Source organism: Streptomyces sp. SN-593 (assembly GCF_016756395.1).
Lineage (GTDB): Bacteria > Actinomycetota > Actinomycetes > Streptomycetales > Streptomycetaceae > Actinacidiphila > Actinacidiphila reveromycinica.
This window is the reverse complement of sequence record NZ_AP018365.1, coordinates 6,894,815-6,911,695: the sequence shown is the minus strand read 5'-3', so window position 1 is coordinate 6,911,695 and position 16,881 is coordinate 6,894,815. Positions and strand designations below refer to the sequence as shown.

The window sequence follows — 16,881 nt, the reverse complement described above, 5'->3', positions numbered from 1 at the left end:
GCCATTCGCGCAAAGCATGAGCATGGGGTATGCGCACGCCGTTCGCGCATGCCATGCTTGTGTCCATGGACGCCGAGACCGAGCTGAGGGCCGCCGCGAAGAGGCGCGCGAAGTCGAAGGAAGCCTTCGACCGCGATGACGCTGAGGTGCGCCGCCTGCTGGTCAAATGGCGTGCGGAAGGCGTCGGCCCGTCGGACATGGCCCGCTGGACCGGTTTCACGCGCGAGTGGGTGGCGAAGATTGCCCCGGACCCGAGCCGCAACGCGACGAAGAAGCGGGTCACGCGGATCATTCAGAAGTCCGCGACGAAGGCCGCATCGGCGCCAACGGAGATCCGCGTGAACGGCCCATCGATCGGCGGAGCGATCGAGGTCAAGAGCACTCACCGTCGCGACTGACATCACTGGCGATCCCCCCGACTTCCCGCGCCCCAGCCGGGCATCTCCGGCGGTTCGGGCTGGCCCTTCAAGCGGGCGGGGGTGTGGGCCGGGCAGCGCATGCCGGGCAGGTAGTGGCGGACGCCGACGCTTTCACGGCAGTAGCGACGTTCCGCGCCGACCCAGTGCGAGCACGAGCCGTCCGTCGGACGAGAGACGGCAGTTGCCGCAGCAGGTGGGACGGGGGCCGGGTCTTTCGGCCGCGAGAGAACCACCGCTTGCTCGCGCAACGCCTCTAGCTGGGCTTCTTTGCTTTGAGAGTGGCCGCTGCGGAGTCCGCGCCGGCTCGCCTGCTTGTCGAGCAGTGCGCCACCAGGCTGTGGCGCCAGTTCAAGGGGGGCGCCGACGTAGGCGAGGTATTGGACGTAGGAAGCGGCGTCGGTCCAGAAGAAGCGGGGCGCGCGAATGACCTGGACGTCGTACATGGGCATGAACTTGGCGACGGGCGCGCCACGGATGATGTCGTCCAAGTTGGCTGCCGTGACCTGTCCGCGGGCGTGGGGCTTGCCGCAGCCGCTGAACTTGCCGTCCGGACACTCGTGGCCCCACCGGACGTCGCAGGTGTAGATCTCGATGCGGTAGACGCCGCCGCGGAACTCGTGGCGGTAGTTCGGGTTCTCGATCACCTGGGGCGGAAGACCGCCGTCAGTGCGGAGGATCGGCACCTGGCCGCGCACCTTGTCGCTGGTGGCGTGCCACATTGGGGTGCGGCCGACAGCGGTGGCGAGCCGAGTTCGCTCAGGCGCGCTGTAGCGGCCGGTAGCGCTGAACGGCGAGTGCTGGTGTTCGTAGGCGATGGCGAGGGTGCCCGTGAGGAGGACATCGGCGCGCGTCTTCATGTTCGACGCCCACGCTTCTTTGCGCGGGTTGTAGCCCTCGTCGTCGCCGATACGGAAGGCACGGTTGTTGTACGCCCGATGCTCTGGCGTCTCGACCGGTTCGTAGTCGTGATCGGCGCGACCCTCGCCGGCCTGGTGGGCGAGGATGCGGGTACCGACGTGGTTCACCTTCGGGCTCAGCCACTGCTCCGAGCCGTACTTCAACCAACACTTGGCGCACTTGATGAGCCTGGCTTTGGTCGCCCCGCCTGCCCTGGCGCTCCGTTCCCGGAGCTGCTGCCACTCGGCCCCGGCGAGGAGTGCGGCGTCGATGACGCCGTGATCGTTCCTGTGAGCGCAGGCGTCAAGACCGTCGTCCGTGACGATGATCTGGTTGTTCAGCACGGCGTGCGCTCCTCTCAGTGTGCGGGGCTTTGTGCTGGCCCGGGGCGGTGGTCGCCCCGGGCCGGGGTGGGTCAGGCGTGGACGATTCCTGCGGTGGTGGCGGCGGTGAGCCACGCGGCGTACTCGCGGGTGATGCCGTCGTAGAGCTGGGCGTCGGTGACGTTGCGCGGGTCGCGGGCGTGGAAGAACGACGCGTTGTCGACGGCCCGGCCGCGCAGTTCGTCGAGCTGTTCCAGGAAGTGGATGTTGTTGCCGAAGCCGACGAACGCCCAGAAGATCGGCTGGTTGCTGGCGTTGCGCAGTTCGCGTTCGGCGTCGCCCTGGTTGTCGGGTGAGCCGTCGGTCTGGAAGATGACCAGCGCGGGCACGGTCGCCCCGGATGCTCGGTGTTCGGCGACGACGGCCCGCATGGCGGCGGCGTAGTCAGTGGAGCCCCACCGGACGCTCGGGTGGGTGCGGTCGATGATCCCGGCGTAGTTGTCGACACGGACGTCGATGGGGTCCTCGGCGCGGGAGCCGAAGTAGACGACCGGGACGGTGCCGTCGTCGTCGAGGTTGGCGGACAGGCCGAGGGCTTGTTCGGCGAGGCGCTGGACGGCCCCGGAGCGGTAGAAGGACGTCATGCTGCCGGAGTGGTCGAGGACGAGGTACACCGCGGCGCGCTGGCCGGACAGGCCCGTCTTCTCCAGGCTGACGGCGGCGGTCTTGATGAGGCTGACGAGGTCGGACGGCGCCTCGCTCGGGGCGGTGGCGGTGGCGGACTTGCGGAACAGGGACATGCGGGTCTCCAGAGGTGAGGGTGGGTGATGTCCGGCGGCCGGGGCGGTGGTGGCCACGGCCCGGCCGCCGGCGTGCGGGTCAGCTCAGGTCGGGGACGACGAGCCAGCCGGGCGCGGAGGTGTCCTTGTAGCCGAGGGCCATGGCGGCGGCGATGAGTTGCTGGTCCCAGTCGGCGATCTGCTCCGGGGTGGCGGTCTGCGGGGTGACGTGCTCGAATCGGCCGAGGTCGACCGAGTGGCACTTCGTGACGAGGAAGAAGTGGTCGCGGTCGTAGTCGCCGGCTTCGAGGTGGCCGACGTCCGGGCAGGCGGCCTTGATCTTCGGCAGTTCCTCGTCGGCGCGCTCCGACTCTTCCCAGGCGGGGCCATCCACAGGGATGTGGATGCCGTAGGCGAAGTAGGTGGAGTGGTAGTAGCCCATGGGTGGTCTCCCGGGGTCAGTGGGTGGCGGGTTCGTCGGCCGGTTGTGGGATGGCGGTCCAGCCGCCTCGTCCGGCGATGAGCTGGGTGCGGGCCACGGGCCCGGGCGCGATGCCGTGCTGGTCGGCGGTGGTGTCGTGGAGGCTGCGGTACAGCCGGTGGATGCGGGTGATGACGTAGGCGGAGGAGCGCTTCTGTTCTCCGGAGCGGATGCGGGTGAGGAGGTGGCGGTCGGCGCCTATCTGTCCTGCGAGCCACGCGCTGGTGAAGCCACGCGTGGCGAGGTCGCGGAGCTGGTCACGGGCCGTGGCCGCGTCGGCGAGGGTCATGCCGCGGCCCCCTGCTCGGGGTACTCGTCGAGGCAGTCGCGGATGTAGCCGACGGACCGGCCGAGACGGTCGGCGGCCTGGGTGACGGTGAGGCCGTCCATGGCCATGAACCAGCGGGCGTCCTCGGCGAGGATCTGCTTCGTCGGGAGCGTGGCGGTCGGGTCGAACTGCGGGTCGTCGATCCGGTCGTAGTCCTCCCAGAAGTCGGGCGTGAGCCACTTCTGGGCGGCGGCGTGGTTGCGGGCGCGGCAGGTGAAGGCGTTGTCGGGCGGGGTGTGGTGGGCGAGTTGCCGGTAGGCGTCGGCGATCTTGTCGGCGATCTTCTGTCGGACTCGTTCGGCGCCGAGGGAGATGACGCTGATGCGGTGCTGCGTAGTGTCGGCGGCTTCGGCGATGGCCTGCTGGGAGTAGCCGATGGCCTGGAGAGCGCGGACGCGGCGGCGAGTACCGGTGGCGTCGATGTACAGGCCGCGGGTGCTGGTGCTAGCCGGCTTGGCGCGGAGGATCTTCTGGTGGGTGACGCGGTTGATGGTGGTGGTGCGTCCGTCGGCGATGTAGCGGAGGTGGCAGGCGCTGCATCCGGTGGCGGCGGCGATGGCGTTCCAGCCCATGGTTTTGCGGAGTTCGAGGATGTGGGCGCGGGCGATGGCGGTGTTGACGCGGTTGGGGATGCCGCGGGCGATGTTGAGGTCCCGCTGCTTGCGGTTGATGTAGCGGCGGCTGGGCGGGGTCCGGACGGCGGTGGTCACGCTGCCCTCCCCTGCATGGCGGCGCGGGTGCCGCGCCAGGCGTGGACGGCGGAGTGGTCGCGGGCTTCGCCGTAGCCGTCCTGGCGGATGAGGCCGGCGCGGTGGAGGTCGCTCATGAGGCGTGCCCAGTCGCGCTTGGGGTTGGGCGGGTCGGGGAGGTGGTGGTCGCGGGCGATGTGCCAGCACAGGAACGTGCGGCCGGTGGAGGCTGCGGCGGCGTACACGGGACGGACGGTCTCGGCCCACGTCTCGTAGTCGGCAGACGGCGCGGGCGGGGTGGGCATGCCGGGCAGGGGCGTGGTCACTTCTCCTCCAGTCCGAGGGCGGCGATGATGGTGCGGGCGTGCCGCGGGTCGGGGACGGTGCGGCAGATGAGGCGGACGGCGGCGGCCCGGTCCTGCTCGGTGACCTTTGCCGGGGCGGGGACGCGCGGGGGCTTGGAGGACATCAGTCACCTGCCGGGTCGAGGAGGCAGCCGCAGCCGCCGCAGTGGGCGGTGCCGTCGGGGTGCAGGAGTGCGGCGCGGGTGCGCTGCTCGTCGGGGCAGTAGCGGAACGCGGTGGGCGCGGGCCCGGTCGGCGTCTCGACTCGGCGGCCGTTGGTGGCGACTGCGGCGGCGAGGAACGCGAGGGCGCCGATCACGCAGATGACGGCGACGAGGGCGTGGCCGGTCTGCATCACGCCTCCCCGCGCTTCTTGCGGAGCGCCGTGATGGCGAGCCCGGCGACGGTGGTGACGAGTGCACAGATCGAGTCCACGTGCTCGTCGCCACTGGCAGCCGTTGCCGCGCTCCACAGGGCGTTCGCGTTCGCCTTGTCGCCGTCGGCGTAGGCGACGAGGAACCGCGCAGCCCACACGTCGGCCGGGCTGCCGGGGCCGAGCTGCTGCATCGCCCACATGTAGCCGGAGGGCCCCCACGTCATGTGGGGGTAGAGCTGCCGGAGGGTGGCCTTGCCGATCTCCGCAATGGCGCAGCAGATGCCGTACATTCGGGGGCCGTCGGAGTCCGCTCCGATCTCCGCCAGCAGCCGGGCGGCTTGCTCGCCGCGACCTTCGATGGCGTGGCCCATCAGGTCCCACACGGCTTGCGTGGCCTGCTCGTCGGTCATCATCGGGACGTCCCCTCGGTGGTGAAGGGGATCAGCGGCCAGCGGCCATCCACCACCGCGTTCGGGTCCTTCTGCCGGAAGTACGACTCCAGACCGGCCGCCTGCTCTACGGCCAGCGCCCTCTGCCGGTCGTGCAGAGCGTCGATGTCCAACCCGCGCAACTGATCGAACTGCTGGAACTCGCCGAACTCGAACTCAGGGCGCTTCACGGCCGGCATCTCGATCAACGACCCGATCCTGTACGCGATCCGCGCGGCCATCAGCGCGTCGTACTCGGAGCCGTGCGCGGCCCCCTCGTCCCATCCGAGGCTGTAGACCTGCGCGAGGGTGATGAGTTGACGGGCGCCCTGCTTCTCCGACACGCGACGGCGGCGGGGCAGCACGTGCTTGTCGAGGACGCTGGTGTCGATGACGCGGATACGGGTGAGGTCGAATGCCCCATCGAGCCCGCAGCCGAGGTGACGGCGCGCCTCGCGGTCAAGGATGGACAGGTCGTAGACGACGTTGTGACCGGCGATCGGTACGCCGTCGTGGACGGCCTCTCCAATCACATGGACAACGTCCTCGATGACGTCCTTCGCGGGGTGGCCGTGGGCGCGGGCGTGCTCGGTGGTGATGTGGTGGACCGCAGTGGCGGCCTCTGGGATCTCGACCCCCGGGTTGGCGAGCCACGTGGCGGCCTTGGCGCCGGCGCTGGAGACGTGGATGGCGGCGGCGGACACGATCCGGTCGGACTCGATGTTGATCCCCGTGGTCTCGGTGTCGAAGGCCAGGGCGGGCCGCTTGTGCCAGCTCATGGGATGCTCCTTCCGGGGCCGACCTGCCTGCTTCGATCGGGCAGGTCGGCCCCGTCTGCGGGTGGGTTAGAACGGGGGCTCGGACGGGTCGCGGCCGAGCGTCAGGTCGGAGATCCGCTTCTCGATGGCGCTGGTGAGGTCGATGCCCTCGCCCTTGAGCGCCCACGTGAGGCGCCGGGCCCACTCGCCGCCGTTGATCTCGTCGTGGTCCAGCAGCGCGCGGACGAGTTGCTCGGTGATGGCGCGGCGGACCGGCTCGGGCACGTCGGCGCTGATGTCGGGCGTCGGCGCCCACGGGTCGTCGGAGGGGACAGCGGAGGCGACTGCCTTCCACGCGGATCGGGGGTCCCATCCGTCGTCGGTGAGTCGGGCGTCGATGAGGTCGTCCATGTTGGCGTCGGCCTCGTCGAGGCCCTGGGCGAGGGCGCGGGCTGCGCCCCAGCGGTTCTTCTCCCTGCTGGCGAGGCCCTTGGCGATGTGCGTGGACACCAGGTCGCGCATCGCGTACTCGCGGCGCCGCAGCAGGATGAGGGCGTCTCGCATGTCGGTGCTACTGGCGGCCGTGGTCTCGCCGGCGGCGAGGGTGGCGTGGACCGTGGCCATGCGCAGGTGGAAGTCGGTGGCGATCGGGTCGATCGGGTGGTGCCGCCGGTCGCTCTTGAGGTGTGCGGCCTGGCTGGCGTGCTTCTCCGCCTCGGCGCGGTGGTTGATGGGCTTGCGGGTGCGCTTCGGCGGTCGGACCGGGCCGCGGGTGTAGGTGACGCGGGTAGTTTCCTTGCGGTCCGGTGACGGCTCGATGTCGAGCGGCCCGGTCATCGTGTCGAGGTCGTCGTCCCAGAGGTCGACGGTGCTCTTCTCGGCGTACTCCAGCAGCAGGAACGCGGCGATCTTGCGGAGGCGCTCGTTCTCCTCGCTGAGGTACTGCATCTCTTCGGCGACGGTCGGCTCGTGGCCGACGTACTTGGCGAGTTCGTTGCGGGTGCGGTCGAGTTCGTTGCGCAGGGACTCGATGTCGGTCGGGGGAAGTGCTTGCGGTTCGGTCATGGTGTGGTCTCCTGATCGGAGGCCGCCCCGCCTGTTACCGGCGGGCGGGGCGGCCGTGCAGCGGGTGGGTTAGGCGGCGGCGGTGCGCCACTTGGTGACGAGGTCGCGGATGGCTTGCGCGGGCGCGTCCTCGACGGGCAGGCCCAACTCGCGGAACGCGTCGCCGCGGATGTCGGGGGCCTCGTACTCCGCGCCGAACGCGTCCAACTCGGCGACCGCCGCGGCGTGCTCGGCGTCGTCCGCCTCCGGGTCCACGAACTCCTCGACCGGCGGTTCGGGCTGGGCCGCGGGCGTCGGTGCGGCGGTGATCGCGGAGACGGACAGCGGCGCCCGGACCTGCTCGACGGTCAACTCCGTCGTCCCGGACAGTTCCTCCGCGGCGTAGGGCATACCGTGCAGGGCGTCCGACGCGATCAGGCGGCAGATCTCGCCCGTGGCGCGGGCCACGAGCATCGTCTGCGGCTGCTTCTTCCACTCGCCCTTTCCGGTCAGCCCGAGCTTCGCGGCGCGCTGGATCGTCCATACGACGGTCTGCCAGTTCTCGGAGCCGGCCCGGCGCCCGCGCATCACGCAGTGCTGCTCGTCCGTCTCGACCAGTTCGATCTCGTGGCCCTTGTTCTGCAAGATGCCCCGCATGGCGTGCGCCCGCAGGGCCGGTGTCCCCTGGATGACGTCGATGCTCTTGAGCGTCGCCATCGGCTTCAGGCCGAGCTCCTGACCGGCGAGGATCGCGGCGGCGACGTCGCCGGGCTTGCCGCGCAGGGACTGCGGGACGAAGCTCGTCGCGGCAAGCTTGTGGGCCATCTGGTAGGCGATGTCGGCCTGCTGCGCCCACTCGACGAGCGCGCCGGCTCCGGCGGACATCTGCTGCTGCGGGGCCGTGGCGTTGCCGTTCTGGGCGGCGACGGGTGCGGCTTCGGGGACGGCAAGTTCGGTCACTTCAGGTACTCCTCGGCTTCGCGGGTGGCCGCCCAGGTGGGCAGCGAGATGTACGGGATGGAGTCGGTGGGCCCGGTCCAGTCGGGCCAGATGCCGGTCTTGGTGCACTCGGCGTAGATGCGCAGGGCCCGCTGGTTCTTGGCGCGGCCGATGGCCCGGTCCGCGTCGGACAACTCCCGGACGGTGATCAGGTACGGGGCGGTCTTGGACTGGAACACGAACAGGAACCGGGCCGGCAGGCCGAGCACCTGCTGGATGCCGTCGATGTAGAAGGCGTCCTGCTGGTGGTAGCCGCGCTCCGCGATGGCCTTGGACACGGCCTCCGGGTCCGCCTTGACCGCGGTCTTGTAGTCGACGCACAGAGTCAGGTCAGGCAGGTGCTTGAGCCAGTCCGGACGGACCCGGCAGGTGACGCCGGTGTCAGGGTCGATCCAGTACAGGGACTGCTCCGGGGTGCCGCTGCCGGGCGTGAAGAGGGGGCCGGCGACGGGGTGCGCGCGGACGGCGGCGACCATGTCGGCGACCTGCTGCATGTCGGACGGCTTGAGGGGGATGTGCCCGTCGGCGCGGATGTCGGCGACCTCGGCTTTGATGGCCTTGGTGTTCCACATCTCCGCGTCGACCACGACCAGGTCGGCGCCGCTGCCGAGGAGCACGGAGTGGACGGCCGTGCCGATCTCGAACTCCTTCTTCGGGAGTTGCGGCTGCCGCCGGTCGTAGTCGAACTGGGCGGGGCAGCCGGGGTCGAGCAAGGCCCGGGCGCCGCTGCTGGACAGCGACCCGCCGGGCACGATGTCGGCGTGGTATTGCTCCAGGCTCAGTTCGTCGGCGCTGTACACGCCGGGGCCGCGCCACACGGTGGCCGTCTCGGTCGCGGTCGCCATCAGGAGGCACCGCCGTCGCGCGTGGACAGCCGGTCGAGGATCGCGGTGACGGTGACCGGCACCTTGTCCCACCAGCCGTGTGCCGTGGCGGACCCGCCCCGGTACGTGGTGAGTCCGATCGGGCAGTCGAGGCGCTTCTGCCAGTCCGTCCACTGCTGCCAGGTGGTCGGGTGGAGCCTGAGGCTCAGGCTGTCGGGGCCGATGATGTAGCCGATGACGGCCGGGTCGTGGAGGGCCTGGATGGCGCGGGCCGCCCGCCGGGCCGGGGTGTCCGGCTCGGCGTCTTCCATGGCCTTGGTGGGCGCACCGCCATCGGTGGTCTCGGTCCAGTGCCCGGCGGTCCAGGTGTCTTCGGTCTCACTGCACGTCGTCCACTCCGACCGGCCGATGCGGGCCCAGCCGAGAGCGACGCGCTCGCCGGTGTGCGGGTGGGTGGTGACGGTGTCGCAGCGGAACTGCCACCCGGCGGAGGTGTACGTCCGGCCGGGCTGGAAGAAGGTGGGTGCGCCCCAGCGGACGCAGCGCATGGGCATCTGTCCGCAGACGAGGCGCAGGGTGAACGTGCCGCCGTCGCCGGTGGGTACGTCTACGGGCTGCGGGTCGTGGGGGATGGTCTCGTTGGCGATCGCCTCGTACAGCACCTCGGCGCGGTAGGCGTCGATCTTCTGGTTGGCGGTGCGGTCGTCGCCCCACACGGCCAGCTCGTACAGTTCGTCGCGGGCGGTCACGATGCCCTCCTGTCGCGCTGCGGGAGGTGCAGGACGGTGGCGGGGCGCCACGTGTAGCCGTCCTCGCGGGCGGTCGTGACGGCCATGTCCTCGGCCCACGGGTCGCGGGAGGCGCACCGGGCGTGGTGCTGCCAGCGGCCGGTGTCGTCGTAGTCGCAGTCGTCGTCGCACTGCGCGGGGCGGGGCATCACTGGTCGTCTCCGTTCGGCCCGTGGTCGTCATCCGCCCAGCGGCAGCGGTCCGAGCAGTAGGCGCGGCGCTGCGCCTCGGGGATCGGGGCGCCGCACGTGCGCAGCGAGGCGACCGGGGCCAGCTCCTTCACGTGGTGCTCGGGCGTGAAGACCTCCGTGCCCTTCTCGGTCGCGGTCTTGCACGGCCACTGGCTGACCCATCCGTCGCCCCAGCACACCGCGCACACCCACGCACTTGGGCTGGCCGTGTCCAGGAACACCGGGGTGTGGAACCGGGCGGGCAGCGCCTCCAGTTCCTCACGCGTCATGAAGGTGATGGCCTCCCAGCTCGGCGCGTCCGGGGCCGGGGTGAGGACGGCGCGCTGGGCGCAGGCGTCATGCTCGACCTGCTCGCCGGCGGCGGCGCGCTGGCGGCACGTACCGCACGCGGACGGGTCCGCGACACGGCCCCGCGCGGCGGCCTCCTCGGCCAGCAACTGGGCCCAGAACGGGTCGATCGCGTTGGTCACCGGGACTCACCCGCCTCGTCGTCGGCGGCGTCGTGCGCGGAGGCCGCGTTGCTGTCCGGGGCGATGGCGTCGTCCCAGGCGTCCACGTCCCGGCTGTTGATGTCGGCGCTGAACGCGGAGACCGAGGTCTGCGTCGCGGTGGCGGCGGCGAGCGCGAGCGTGGCGTGCACCTGAGCCTCGGCCACCAGTTGCATGGAGCGCTCCGGCGTGGAGTCGTCCTCCCACGCCATGAGCAGGCGCCGCTCGGCCTCGCGGTAGTGGTCCGGTCCGTTCATCGGTTGCCCTCCTCGGGCGTGGCGGGTGTCGGGGTGGGGCGGGTCCAGGCGAGGGCGGCGGCGCACAGGCCGGCCCACAGCACGGCGGCGAGGGACAGGAGCGGGAGCAGGGGCATCACGCACCGCCGATCGGGTCGATGTGGGTCAGTGCGATGCCGCCCGGGTAGCCGTCCACGGCCACCACTGAGGTGCCGTGTCCGAGGCGCCACGCCGGGGTGCGGGTCGCCGTGGTGAGGCGCATGTCCGGGGTGAACGCCGGGTGCTCCGGGCGTGCCAGCGGGTACGCGCACACCGGCGTGCCGACCGGGTTGCGGGCGTTCCAGCGGTCCGCATCCACCACGACCAGGCCGAGGACGACGGCGCTCGTGCACGGCCACGGAACGGGGCGTCGGCGTCCGCGCCGCTCGGTGTAGCACCGGATGCAGTTGGGTACGCCGTCGTAACGGAACGGCTCATGCCCGAACGTCTCGGTGGACGTGGGGTAGTTGGCGGTCACGCCGCCACCCCCGCCCGGTGCTTGCCGTGGGCGCGGAGGACGGTGGTGAGGACCGCCAGCAGCAGCGTCCGGGCCGTGTCGGTCGACGGGCGCGGGCAGGCAGATACGTGGGCCGTCAGCCACACCGCGCCCTCACGGGCCGACCCGGCAACCTGCTCCGCACGCGCCGCCAACAGGACCCCGGTGGCGGTCAGCGACCCGCCGACCACCGTCTCGGCAGCCAGCGCCAGCATCACGTCAGCCACGGTGGCCACCACCCGGCTTCTGCGGCTTCGGCTTGGGCTCGGGGAACCACGTCATCGCGGGCCACCCCCGGCCAACTGGTCTGCGCGGTCACGGACCTTGGCGGCCAGCTCACGGCCCACGCACGTGTCGCAGCCGCCGCAGGTGCAGTCGTCGTCGTTCCCGACGATCTCCGCCGCCTCCAGCAGACCCGCGACCCGACCCGCCACGTATCCGTCGCCCGCCCGCAGCCGGTCGATCTCGTCCAAGGCGACCCGGAAGTAGGCGCGGTAGACCGCCCTCTCACCCGTCGCTGGCGCGTCGACCAGGAGCCGCAGAGCCTTCTCGAACTCCGGAGTGAACATCACAGGGCACCCCCGTGCGAGCCGGGGCCGTCCAGCAGTTCGTGCAGCCACCGGTACTCGTGGCTCGTGGCGAACGCCCTGACCGCGGCCATCTGAGCGGACAGCCGCTCGACCTCGGTCAGCAGCGCGGGTAGCACCTCGCGAGCGGCCACCAGGTCACCGATGTCACGGCGGCGCTGGTCGTCGGCCTCGTCCTCGCCCGGGTCCCAGGTGCCCCCTTCGAGTTCGATCTCGGCGACCAGATCCGATGGCCGGTAGGAGAAGGGCTCCGACCAACTCTCGATCCTGCCGGCGCCGTCTCGGACGATGCGCTTGAGTGCGGACACCGCCCACACCCTCACCAGGCCCTCACAGTCCGAGAACAACAGCGGACGCGCCTCGGTACGGGCCGCCATCTCCTGGATCTTCGCGAGCTGCTGCTCGCTCAACGGGGCGCTCACGCCGCCACCTGCTCACGGCCCAGCACCAGCGACGACAGAGACGGCACCAGCACGGCCGGAACCGACACCTGCACCACCAGCGGCACGTCCCGCCACACAGCGGCAACCTCCACCACCTGCATGCGGCGCCCCGCGTACTCGAACATGTGCCGCTCCACCGGCTCAGCGGCAAGCACTCCGGCCCACCACTCCACCGCCGCCCGGTCGCCCGCCTCCGGGCCGTACACGCGGCCCTCCAGCCGGCCGTCCACGATCGACCACGTCGTCAACGGACGCGCCGGGTACTCCGTGATCAACTGCGCCAACGCCAGAGCCGGCGCCAACTGCGGGTCCGGGGCGCTCATGCCGCACCGCCGAACTCGACCTGGGTCGGGTACTGGTCCGCGTAGTAGCGGTCCCACGTCTCCTCGAACACCGGCAGGTGACGGGCCGTCCACGCGTAGGTCTCACGCACGGAGCCGTTCGGTAGATCCGACTGGCGCTTTCCCGGCTTCTCGCCGTGCTCCGCCTCGTACAGGGCGGCGGCACGCCGGCCGAACCAGGACTGCACCGACTCGACCTGGGCCCGCTTCAGGCCCTTGTCCTTCAGGAAGTCCGGGACGTACAGCGGCACGTCCAGTGGGTCCAGCTCCGGCTCCTCACCTAGAGCGCGGGCCGCGACCAACCGGCCCTTCGTCTCCAGCCACTCCGGCGAGACGATCGGCGCGAGGATCGACAGCACCTCGGCCTGCTGCTTGGCGCGGGCGATCAGCGAGTCGAGCTGGTCCTCGGTGGCGCGCGGGTTGATCGCGCCGCCCTGCGTCCAGTACGCCTCGATGGCGTCGGCCGTCTCGTTCTGGAACGCGACCAGTGTCTTCCGCGCCGACTCCTTCACGCGGTTCTCGTTGACCGTGGCCAGCAGCATCAGGAACGTCCGGACCGGGACGACGGCCATCTGGTAGGTCTTGCCGTCCGCGCCAGTCATGGGGCTCTGCCCCACGGATGCCCACGAGCGGGTCTTGAGCTTGGCGAGCTGGGTCGAGTAGTCCATACCCAGGGCCTCGATCGCCGGACGCAACACGACGTGCGGCAGCCCGTCGACCAAGACGGTGTGTACGGAACCGGCGGACAGGTCGAGCTTCACGACCTCGCCCGGCTCGGATGGGATGATGGGATTCAAGGCGATGCCTCGCTTTCGTCAGTGGGTGAGCGCGTCGCCGGGGGTCGCCTGGTCCGGGCAAGAGCGGGCGGCCCCGCAACGCGCGGGGGTAGGTCAGGCGGCGGCGGGGAGCTTCCCGGACTGCGCGCGGTAGATCGCCGCCCGCGCAGCGCGGTCGGTGATGATGCGGCGGCCCGACCGGGCCTGGAGTTTGGGGTGCGTCCGCAGGAACTTCCGCAGCCAGGTGACGCTGCACCCCAGGACGTAGGCCGTCTCCTGGACGGTCATGTACTCCTGATTGAGGTCGGTGGGGGCCTTCGGCCGGCCGTACTTCTCGTACTTGGCGCCGGGCATGTCACTCCTTGTCGGTGTTGGGCCTCGGTGGGGCGAGGAGGTACTCGTCGGTCACGTCAAGGGCGGTGCGCAGATCGATGTAGCGCGGTGGGCTCATGTGGCTGCGCGAGCCGTTCTCCAGGTGGTTGAGGTAGCGACGGCTGATTCGCGCCTTGGCGGCCAGCTCGCGCGCCCCCATTCCCATCTGCATGCGCCGTTTGCGGATTTGCGCCCCTAGCACCTCGAAGGTGCTCGGGAGGACTTCCATGCCCTGAACATAGCTCTAGTTGGCCCCCAAGTCCAGCGCTAGTTGGCTTTAGTTGGCGCAAGATCTCTAGAGATTCGCACACACGTGCGAGCATGGGGGCGCATGTGACCTGCGCGTCTTTCGGCCTTAGTGAGGTTGGCCCTAGCTGGCCCCTCCTGGCCCTGCCAAGATGGGCGCATGTCGACAGAGGACCTGCCCCGCCTCGCGGACGCCGTGAAGACGCGCCGCCTGGCACTGGGCCTTGCCCGCCTCAAGGCCGCGAAGTCCGCCGGCATCAACAAAGACACCTGGAAACGCGTGGAGGAGGCACTCCCGGTCCGCGACCTGGCCTACGCAGCCATCGACCAGGAGCTCGGCTGGGCCGTCGGAAGCTGCGCCGCCATCAAGGGCGGCGGTGAGCCCACCGTCGCCACCCCGTCCACCGTCGATCCGACCGTGACCATCGCCGACGCCACCCCCACCGATCGGGATGACGCCGTCCGCCGCATCGTGGAGTCCGCCTCCATCGGCACCACAGACCTGCCGGCCCCCGACATCCGCAACCTGAGCGACCGGATTGTCGCGGATCTGAAGCGCCAGGGCATCATCTGACCGCAGATTCATCCGTTCGGCGTACAACCTTCTGGTTTCTGACGGTGCGTCGGGAAATACTTGCTGCCTGTTTTGGCCCCAGCCGGTCCCAACCGGCCCTGGTCGTGGCAGAGTCGGACACACACCTTGGGGGGTTCTCCCGATCCCGAAATGGGGGGGACTTGGTGCGCAACGACTTCTATGTGGCCGACTACGGCCCGCATTTCAGGGGATGGGTAGGTCGCACGGCAGAGAAGATGATCTGCATCGCTCCGCCGGACTACATGACCGACCCGACCGTGCTCGCCGTGATGCGCGAGATGGTGGCCCGACAAGGGGGCGACTGCCGTGCGTGCCAAGGCTGCCCGCTGGGTCCACTCAATCTGAACAACTGAGACGGGGTGAGGTCTGTGCCCGAAGTGCACAAGCATGTCCACATCGAATGGCGTGGCGGCACGTGCCGCGTGAAGTGGTGGAGCGGCGAGTACCTGGCAGGCGGCCGCAAGCGCTACGAGAGCAAGGGAGGGTTCACGGATGAGGAGACCGCCACCCAGCACGGCCTAGACAAGCTCTACGAGATCCGGCACGGCACGCACGTCAAGAACCGCGACGGCGCCACGCCCATGCCGGAATGGTGCGATGCCTGGATGGATTCGATGGACGTCGGCATGCTCACCGAGAAGAACTACCGCGACATCATCAAGGTTCACATCAAGCCCTACTTCGAGCGCATGAGCGTTGCGGACGTCGATGTGATCACCTACCGGGCGTTCCGAAAACACATCGCAACTCGCGTAGGGAAAGGGCGGGCGTCCAACGTCATGATGATCCTCGGCATGATTCTTGACGATGCCGTCCCTCGGCTCATCAAGGTCTCGCCCGTCGAGCGCAACCGGAAGCGCGGCCGGTTCACCAAGAAACCCAAGGAACGGAAGCGAGACCTGTCCGTTGAGGTCGTCGACCAGTTGGCCCGAAATGCCGAGGTGTTCTTCGGCAACGGCACGGGGAAGGTGCTGGTGTGGACGATGGCGATGACGGGGATGCGTCCTGGCGAGTTGTTCGGGCTGCCGCGCGAGTACTGCTATCCCAACTGGCCTGCGTCGGACCCCCGTCTGGACGAGGACGAGGAAGAGCGGTACGCGGACGACCTGGAACGGTACGGCCTCGGTCTGCTGCCGGCGATTCGCGTCCAGCAGCAGACGCAGTATCACCAGCGCAAGCTGCACGTCATGGACCCCAAGTACGACTCGAAGCGGACGCTGGTCATCCCCCCCTTCCTGGCGGAGATGCTGAAGGAACAACTGGCGTCCCACGACGGCCCGTGGGTGTTTCCCGCGCTGATGGGTGGAAGCCTGGCGGCAACGGACTTCGATGCGTACTACTGGCGGTCGATCGCGGACGGCGTGGACGAGCGGGGCGGCAGGAAGCCGCGGCCGGCGCTTCCGGAGGTGCCGTTGTTCAAGGGCAAGCGGATGTATCTGCTGCGGCACGGCCACAAGGCATGGCTGGACGAGGACGGGCACAGCCGGTTCGCGGTGGAGTCGCGGATGGGTCACGAGGTGGGGGGCGTTGAGGGGACGTACAGCAGCGTGACGGTGCCGATGGAGCGTGCCATCATGGATGCGTTGCAGAAGCGGTGGGAGACCTTCCAGGCGCGGGGCGCCGGATGCGAGTGATCATCTCCCAATTGTCTCCCATTCGCCGCTCACCCTAGCCGGTTCGAGCAGGTCAGGGCCATTTCGGCCCTTCAGGGGCCGCGTTGAGGTTGAACTCGGCCAGCGAGGCGGGGATCGCGCCGTAGCCGGGGCACTGGAAGCGGCCGTCGCAGTCGCCGGTCTCGCAGTGGCCTCGGCCGGACGCGTCGAAGGAGCAGCCGGTCCGGCCCCAGAAGCGGCCGTTCCAGTGGTCGGGCACGCGGACCGCGAGGGTGACGCCGGGCGGCAGCACCCAGCCCGTGGTGGCGAGGGCGGGCTCCGCGGTCTGCTGCCCTGCGCCCACCCACACGGTCTCGTCGACGTGGTTGACGAGGGTGAAGACGCGGGTGCCCGTGGTCGGGGCGAGGACCGAGGGGGCGCCCGACCCGCTCGCCTTCGGCGCCTCCGGCGGCTTCGCGGAGGTGGCGCTCGGCGTGGCGGGCTTCGCCCGCGGGGCGGGCCCCGACGGCGACGCGGACGGCGGGGCGCTGGTCGGCGCGCCCGCCGGCGCCGTGCCGGCCGGCGCCGCGGCCGGGGCGGACGGGCGCGAGGCGGCGGCCGCCGCGCCGTCCGCGCCCGCGGGCAGCCGCCCACCACCGCCGGCCACGACGTACACCGCGACGCACACGCCGACGACGGCGATCACCGCGGCCGACCACGCGGCGCCGTGCCGCCGGCCCCGCCTGCGCCTGCGCCCGTGCCCACTTCTGGCCCTGGTCCCCATCGGCTTCCTCCCGCTTCACGCTTCCCGCGGCCGGTTCGGACAGGAGACGGCCGGGACGGTGGGCGGATAACGGAAACGCGCGTCGCGCGCGTACGAAGGGCGGGCGGCGCCGTCGGACGACCGGCGCCGGAACGGTGGGCGAACGGTGGGCGCGCTCGCGGCAGGGCCGCCGAATGGCCGTTCGAGCGAAGCTGGGAGAATCCTGCGAGAACGCTGTG

The 16,881-nt window shown here is 70.4% G+C and carries 30 protein-coding genes; 4 read left to right on the top strand and 26 right to left on the bottom strand.

From position 1 onward, the window contains the following. Positions 1 to 65 precede the first annotated feature (65 nt). A complete protein-coding gene (locus RVR_RS29670) occupies positions 66 to 398 on the top strand; it encodes a hypothetical protein (protein ID WP_202236984.1) in 333 nt (110 codons plus the stop codon). A 2-nt stretch (positions 399 to 400) separates the two neighbouring features. Here the strand turns inward: RVR_RS29670 and RVR_RS29665 are convergent, their stop codons facing one another. The 25 genes from RVR_RS29665 to RVR_RS29545 form a co-directional block, all read right to left on the bottom strand. Next, positions 401 to 1,660 carry a hypothetical protein gene (locus RVR_RS29665; protein WP_202236983.1) on the bottom strand — a complete coding sequence of 420 codons (1,260 nt, stop codon included), beginning with the start codon at positions 1,658 to 1,660 and terminating at the stop codon, positions 401 to 403. A gap of 71 nt (positions 1,661 to 1,731) precedes the next feature. Beyond that, positions 1,732 to 2,439 (bottom strand): VWA domain-containing protein, encoded by a 708-nt coding sequence (locus RVR_RS29660; protein ID WP_202236982.1) that lies wholly within the window; start codon positions 2,437 to 2,439, stop codon positions 1,732 to 1,734. Between the two features lie 79 nt (positions 2,440 to 2,518). After that, positions 2,519 to 2,860 carry a hypothetical protein gene (locus RVR_RS29655; RefSeq protein ID WP_202236981.1) on the bottom strand — a complete coding sequence of 114 codons (342 nt, stop codon included), beginning with the start codon at positions 2,858 to 2,860 and terminating at the stop codon, positions 2,519 to 2,521. A gap of 16 nt (positions 2,861 to 2,876) precedes the next feature. Then, entirely contained in the window at positions 2,877 to 3,188 is a 312-nt protein-coding gene (locus RVR_RS29650; RefSeq protein ID WP_202236980.1) for a hypothetical protein, read from the bottom strand. Next, on the bottom strand, positions 3,185 to 3,937 hold the full coding sequence (locus tag RVR_RS29645) for a hypothetical protein (RefSeq protein WP_202236979.1): 753 nt from the start codon (positions 3,935 to 3,937) through the stop codon (positions 3,185 to 3,187). The genes RVR_RS29650 and RVR_RS29645 overlap by 4 nt, the downstream gene beginning before the upstream one ends. After that, positions 3,934 to 4,242: a hypothetical protein gene (locus RVR_RS29640; RefSeq protein ID WP_237405035.1), complete on the bottom strand. Its 309-nt coding sequence runs from the start codon at positions 4,240 to 4,242 to the stop codon at positions 3,934 to 3,936. The genes RVR_RS29645 and RVR_RS29640 overlap by 4 nt, the downstream gene beginning before the upstream one ends. Then, positions 4,239 to 4,385, bottom strand: a complete 147-nt coding sequence (locus tag RVR_RS29635; RefSeq protein ID WP_202236978.1) for a hypothetical protein — start codon at positions 4,383 to 4,385, stop codon at positions 4,239 to 4,241. The genes RVR_RS29640 and RVR_RS29635 overlap by 4 nt, the downstream gene beginning before the upstream one ends. Next, positions 4,385 to 4,615 carry a hypothetical protein gene (locus RVR_RS29630; RefSeq protein WP_202236977.1) on the bottom strand — a complete coding sequence of 77 codons (231 nt, stop codon included), beginning with the start codon at positions 4,613 to 4,615 and terminating at the stop codon, positions 4,385 to 4,387. Before RVR_RS29630 ends, RVR_RS29635 begins: the two co-directional genes overlap by 1 nt. After that, positions 4,615 to 5,049 (bottom strand): hypothetical protein, encoded by a 435-nt coding sequence (locus RVR_RS29625; protein ID WP_202236976.1) that lies wholly within the window; start codon positions 5,047 to 5,049, stop codon positions 4,615 to 4,617. The genes RVR_RS29630 and RVR_RS29625 overlap by 1 nt, the downstream gene beginning before the upstream one ends. After that, a complete protein-coding gene (locus tag RVR_RS29620) occupies positions 5,046 to 5,843 on the bottom strand; it encodes an exonuclease domain-containing protein (RefSeq protein ID WP_202236975.1) in 798 nt (265 codons plus the stop codon). Before RVR_RS29620 ends, RVR_RS29625 begins: the two co-directional genes overlap by 4 nt. Before the next feature lie 66 nt (positions 5,844 to 5,909). Continuing rightward, on the bottom strand, positions 5,910 to 6,887 hold the full coding sequence (locus tag RVR_RS29615) for a hypothetical protein (protein WP_202236974.1): 978 nt from the start codon (positions 6,885 to 6,887) through the stop codon (positions 5,910 to 5,912). Positions 6,888 to 6,956: 69 nt separating this feature from the next. Next, complete coding sequence (locus RVR_RS29610; protein WP_202236973.1) at positions 6,957 to 7,826, bottom strand: hypothetical protein; 870 nt, start codon at positions 7,824 to 7,826, stop codon at positions 6,957 to 6,959. Beyond that, on the bottom strand, positions 7,823 to 8,710 hold the full coding sequence (locus RVR_RS29605) for a PD-(D/E)XK nuclease-like domain-containing protein (protein ID WP_202236972.1): 888 nt from the start codon (positions 8,708 to 8,710) through the stop codon (positions 7,823 to 7,825). Before RVR_RS29605 ends, RVR_RS29610 begins: the two co-directional genes overlap by 4 nt. Then, the gene (locus RVR_RS29600; protein ID WP_202236971.1) at positions 8,710 to 9,438 is read right to left on the bottom strand and encodes a hypothetical protein; all 729 of its coding nucleotides are present in this window, start codon (positions 9,436 to 9,438) and stop codon (positions 8,710 to 8,712) included. The genes RVR_RS29605 and RVR_RS29600 overlap by 1 nt, the downstream gene beginning before the upstream one ends. Further along, complete coding sequence (locus RVR_RS29595; protein ID WP_202236970.1) at positions 9,435 to 9,626, bottom strand: hypothetical protein; 192 nt, start codon at positions 9,624 to 9,626, stop codon at positions 9,435 to 9,437. The genes RVR_RS29600 and RVR_RS29595 overlap by 4 nt, the downstream gene beginning before the upstream one ends. Next, positions 9,626 to 10,138, bottom strand: a complete 513-nt coding sequence (locus RVR_RS29590) for a hypothetical protein (protein ID WP_202236969.1) — start codon at positions 10,136 to 10,138, stop codon at positions 9,626 to 9,628. Before RVR_RS29590 ends, RVR_RS29595 begins: the two co-directional genes overlap by 1 nt. Then, positions 10,135 to 10,413 (bottom strand): hypothetical protein, encoded by a 279-nt coding sequence (locus RVR_RS29585; protein WP_202236968.1) that lies wholly within the window; start codon positions 10,411 to 10,413, stop codon positions 10,135 to 10,137. The genes RVR_RS29590 and RVR_RS29585 overlap by 4 nt, the downstream gene beginning before the upstream one ends. A 115-nt stretch (positions 10,414 to 10,528) precedes the next feature. Then, positions 10,529 to 10,909: a hypothetical protein gene (locus tag RVR_RS29580; protein ID WP_202236967.1), complete on the bottom strand. Its 381-nt coding sequence runs from the start codon at positions 10,907 to 10,909 to the stop codon at positions 10,529 to 10,531. Continuing rightward, complete coding sequence (locus tag RVR_RS29575; RefSeq protein WP_202236966.1) at positions 10,906 to 11,154, bottom strand: hypothetical protein; 249 nt, start codon at positions 11,152 to 11,154, stop codon at positions 10,906 to 10,908. The genes RVR_RS29580 and RVR_RS29575 overlap by 4 nt, the downstream gene beginning before the upstream one ends. Positions 11,155 to 11,205: 51 nt before the next feature. Then, complete coding sequence (locus RVR_RS29570) at positions 11,206 to 11,496, bottom strand: hypothetical protein (RefSeq protein ID WP_202236965.1); 291 nt, start codon at positions 11,494 to 11,496, stop codon at positions 11,206 to 11,208. Next, complete coding sequence (locus RVR_RS29565; RefSeq protein ID WP_202236964.1) at positions 11,496 to 11,936, bottom strand: hypothetical protein; 441 nt, start codon at positions 11,934 to 11,936, stop codon at positions 11,496 to 11,498. The genes RVR_RS29570 and RVR_RS29565 overlap by 1 nt, the downstream gene beginning before the upstream one ends. Next, positions 11,933 to 12,280, bottom strand: a complete 348-nt coding sequence (locus tag RVR_RS38720; RefSeq protein WP_202236963.1) for a hypothetical protein — start codon at positions 12,278 to 12,280, stop codon at positions 11,933 to 11,935. Before RVR_RS38720 ends, RVR_RS29565 begins: the two co-directional genes overlap by 4 nt. Next, positions 12,277 to 13,095, bottom strand: a complete 819-nt coding sequence (locus RVR_RS29555) for a phage antirepressor N-terminal domain-containing protein (protein ID WP_202236962.1) — start codon at positions 13,093 to 13,095, stop codon at positions 12,277 to 12,279. The genes RVR_RS38720 and RVR_RS29555 overlap by 4 nt, the downstream gene beginning before the upstream one ends. A 93-nt stretch (positions 13,096 to 13,188) precedes the next feature. After that, positions 13,189 to 13,428 (bottom strand): hypothetical protein, encoded by a 240-nt coding sequence (locus RVR_RS29550; RefSeq protein WP_202236961.1) that lies wholly within the window; start codon positions 13,426 to 13,428, stop codon positions 13,189 to 13,191. Position 13,429: 1 nt separating this feature from the next. Then, positions 13,430 to 13,675, bottom strand: coding sequence for a helix-turn-helix domain-containing protein (locus RVR_RS29545; RefSeq protein ID WP_202236960.1), 246 nt, complete (start codon positions 13,673 to 13,675; stop codon positions 13,430 to 13,432). A 177-nt stretch (positions 13,676 to 13,852) separates the two neighbouring features. On the opposite strand from RVR_RS29545, the gene RVR_RS29540 reads away from it, so the two are divergent. The 3 genes from RVR_RS29540 (at position 13,853) to RVR_RS29530 (ending at position 15,921) form a co-directional block, all read left to right on the top strand. Next, complete coding sequence (locus tag RVR_RS29540) at positions 13,853 to 14,266, top strand: hypothetical protein (RefSeq protein WP_202236959.1); 414 nt, start codon at positions 13,853 to 13,855, stop codon at positions 14,264 to 14,266. Positions 14,267 to 14,430: 164 nt separating this feature from the next. Continuing rightward, a complete protein-coding gene (locus RVR_RS29535) occupies positions 14,431 to 14,640 on the top strand; it encodes a hypothetical protein (RefSeq protein ID WP_202236958.1) in 210 nt (69 codons plus the stop codon). 15 nt (positions 14,641 to 14,655) lie between these two features. Then, a complete protein-coding gene (locus tag RVR_RS29530) occupies positions 14,656 to 15,921 on the top strand; it encodes a tyrosine-type recombinase/integrase (RefSeq protein WP_202236957.1) in 1,266 nt (421 codons plus the stop codon). A gap of 52 nt (positions 15,922 to 15,973) precedes the next feature. On the opposite strand, the gene RVR_RS29525 is transcribed toward RVR_RS29530, so the two are convergent. Further along, positions 15,974 to 16,663 (bottom strand): thaumatin family protein, encoded by a 690-nt coding sequence (locus RVR_RS29525; RefSeq protein ID WP_202236956.1) that lies wholly within the window; start codon positions 16,661 to 16,663, stop codon positions 15,974 to 15,976. Positions 16,664 to 16,881: the final 218 nt, after the last annotated feature.